The following is a 3,031-nucleotide window of genomic DNA, read 5'->3' on the forward strand; positions in this document are numbered from 1 at the left end:
GAGACCCAAAACCTGCCAGCAGCTTGACGCGGGACACATTGACCTCACACCCGCCGAAGCGGCGAGAGATGACCTACGTTCCAGCGGACGATTGCACCGACCCGGCGACCCGGGCTTCTCGTTGCTGCTGTCGTTGGGGAACGGCCCTCACGGCAGAAGAGCGTTCAGACACGCATGTGCCCCTGGCCGGATCGACTGGCCAGGGGCACACCGTACCGACGGGACGACACGTCCCCGTTGCCTACTCGATCACGAGAGCGGCCCGGTCCGGGTCTGTCTGATTAACGGTGGGTGGGTCTCGGCCTGACACGCCGAGCACAGGCTTGGCGGGAAGTAGGCAGGATGACCGAGATCATCGAGCCCGTGACGCTCGACGGGGACGAGAAGCAGGCGCTGGCGCAGCAGCTGGTGGCGCAGGCGAAGGCGGCGGGGATCGATCTGGTCGGCCCGGACGGGCTGTTGACCGGCCTGACGAAGCAGGTCTTGGAGACCGCGCTGGACGAGGAGCTGACCGAGCATCTGGGCTACCCGCCCGGTGAGCGTGCCGCCAAGACCGGGTCGAACGAGCGCAACGGCACCCGGTCCAAGACGGTCCTGACGGAGATCGGTCCGGTGGAGCTCGACGTGCCTCGCGACCGTGACGGGTCGTTCGAGCCGACGATCGTTCGCAAGCGGCAGCGGCGCCTGAACGGTGTCGACGAGCTGGTGCTGTCCCTCACCGCACGGGGGCTCACGACCGGGGAGATCAGCGCGCACTTCGCCGAGGTCTACGGTGCCAGCGTTTCCAAGGACACCGTCTCGCGGATCACTGACAAGGTCGTCGCCGAGATGGCCGAATGGCAGACCCGGCCGCTGGACGAGGTCTACCCCGTGATCTTCATCGACGCCCTCGTGGTCAAGGTTCGCGACGGGCAGGTCACGAACAAGCCGTTCTACGTCGTCATCGGTGTCACGACCCGCGGGGAACGCGACATCCTCGGGATCTGGGCCGGCGACGGCGGGGAGGGCGCGAAGTTCTGGCTGAACGTGCTCACCGAGATCAAGAACCGCGGCGTGGGCGACGTGTGCATCGCGGTCTGCGACGGTCTCAAGGGCTTGCCGGACGCGATCACGACCGTGTGGGAGCTGGCGCAGGTGCAGACCTGCGTGATCCACCTGATCCGCAACACGTTCCGCTACGCCGCCCGACAGGACTGGGACAAGATGGCCCGCGACCTCAAGCCGATCTACACAGCCGTGAACGCCGAGCAGGCCGAGGTCCGGATGGACGAGTTCGCAGACGAGTGGGTCGGCAAGTATCCGGCCGCGGTCAAGCTGTGGCGGTCCGCATGGGGCGAGTTCATCCCGTTCTTGGATTACGACGTGGAGATCCGCAAGATCATCTGCACGACGAACGCGATCGAGTCGTTGAACGCCCGCTACCGGCGCGCGGTCCGCGCCCGTGGGCACTTCCCGAACGATGCCGCAGCGCTGAAGTGTCTCTACCTCGTGACCCGGTCCCTGGACCCGACCGGCCGCGGTCGGGCACGATGGGTCATCCGGTGGAAGGCCGCGCTGAACGCGTTCGCGATCACCTTCGAGGGGCGCATCAACCCCTCGAGCAACTAAGGAACGCCGTGGCCCGCCCACCGTTCATCGGACACTCCCCCCGGTCCAGGTCTTCACCTGGATGGGCATGGCCGAGTACGCGGTGTAGAACGACTGTGCCATCGCGACGTCGCTGCAGAGCCTTCCGGGGGGAAGGAGCCCGACGCACGCGAGGTTGGTGGCATCGTCTCCTTGGTCGATGCCGGAGATGATGCCGGCCGCCACGCCGACGATGTGGCCGTCGTAGTTGACGGCGACGAAGGCGGGTCCGCCGCTGTCGCCCTGGCCGATCGTCGCGTTCCCGGTGATGTGCCTGGTCCGGAACTGAGGCCCGTAGAGGAAGTTTGCGCCACTGTAGGGCCGCCAGAAGTAGTTGGTGTGCACGACGTTGTGACCGCAGGTCACGCCCGCCGAGAACGCCCCCGAATAGCAGATCGACTGCCCCTGAGGCGGGCTGGCGTAGGTTCCCATGATCGCCAGGCCGTCAGGATCGCTCACACCACCGATGTAGACAGCACCGACCGAGCCGTCGGGCGTTTCGATGAAGGACGCGTCAGCGATGGTGTTGAACCCCTGGTGCTGAGGTGGCCCGGGGGTGTGGTGATAGATCCGCTTGCCCAGGTCACGCGTGAAGTGCTTGTAGGTGTAGCTCGCCGGTTGGTCGACCGTGCAGTGGTGGGCAGTGATGATCCCCTGAAGGGAGGAGTTGACCGTCGAGGTGCCCGCGAACCCGGTGGAGCAGGCTCCGCCAGAGTCATTCGTCTGGTACAGCGCTCCTCCGACCCAGGGGCCGCCGTGACCGAAGCGGGATGCGGGCACCTTCTGCGGGCTCGGGACGATCTCGACCGGGACGCTCGCGCCGACCGCCGCGATTTCCGACTCCAGCCGAGACTCGAACGTCCGCGCGCTCTTGCTGGCCGCCGATCCGGGATCAACCTCGACGACGACAGCTTCGTCGGTTGTGTAGACCCCCGTCAGGCTCTCCTGTGCGCTCGGGGCCGCGATCACGGCCTCGAGCGCGTCCTGGAGCTCCCGAGCGGAGTAGCGTGCGGCCTCGACGTCGACCCGGAGATCGGTGGGAGCGGCGTCGACGAGCCCGGTGAGCTCGGCGGGCGCCTCGCCCTTGAAGGTGACCGTCACGGATCGGTCCGCCTCGTCGACGCGGATCGTCCCGAAGCCATCGACGTCGCGCAGCTTCGTCTGCACGCTGTTGATGTACTCGATCTCTTCCAGGTCCCACACGGGTGCGACCTCGCCGAGCCGTGTCGTCAAGGTCAGCTCACCGCCGGCGTCGTCGCGTTCGTTACTGGTCGCGGCGCTGGGGAGCGTCGACGCGACGACGAGGAACGAAGCAGTGAGGACGCCAACGGCAGCAGGTCTGATTCGGTTCTTCAAGAAGTCCCCCTGGAGGCTGTCCCGTAATCCGTCGTGGACAGTGCTCGGC

General features: G+C 66.7%; 2 protein-coding genes. One reads left to right on the forward strand and one right to left on the reverse strand.

What is annotated here, in order from left to right:
- The first annotated feature begins 342 nt into the window (after nucleotides 1–342).
- A complete protein-coding gene (locus GJV82_RS19040) occupies nucleotides 343–1,608 on the forward strand; it encodes an IS256 family transposase (RefSeq protein WP_155100305.1) in 1,266 nt (421 codons plus the stop codon).
- A gap of 24 nt (nucleotides 1,609–1,632) precedes the next feature.
- Here GJV82_RS19040 and GJV82_RS19045 read toward each other — a convergent pair.
- Nucleotides 1,633–3,031, reverse strand: a 1,399-nt coding sequence (locus GJV82_RS19045; RefSeq protein ID WP_225873501.1) for a S1 family peptidase, incomplete at its 5' end; no start/stop codon positions are given.

The organism is Cellulosimicrobium composti (genome assembly GCF_009711085.1).
In the GTDB taxonomy this organism is placed as follows: Bacteria; Actinomycetota; Actinomycetes; order Actinomycetales; family Cellulomonadaceae; genus Cellulosimicrobium; species Cellulosimicrobium composti.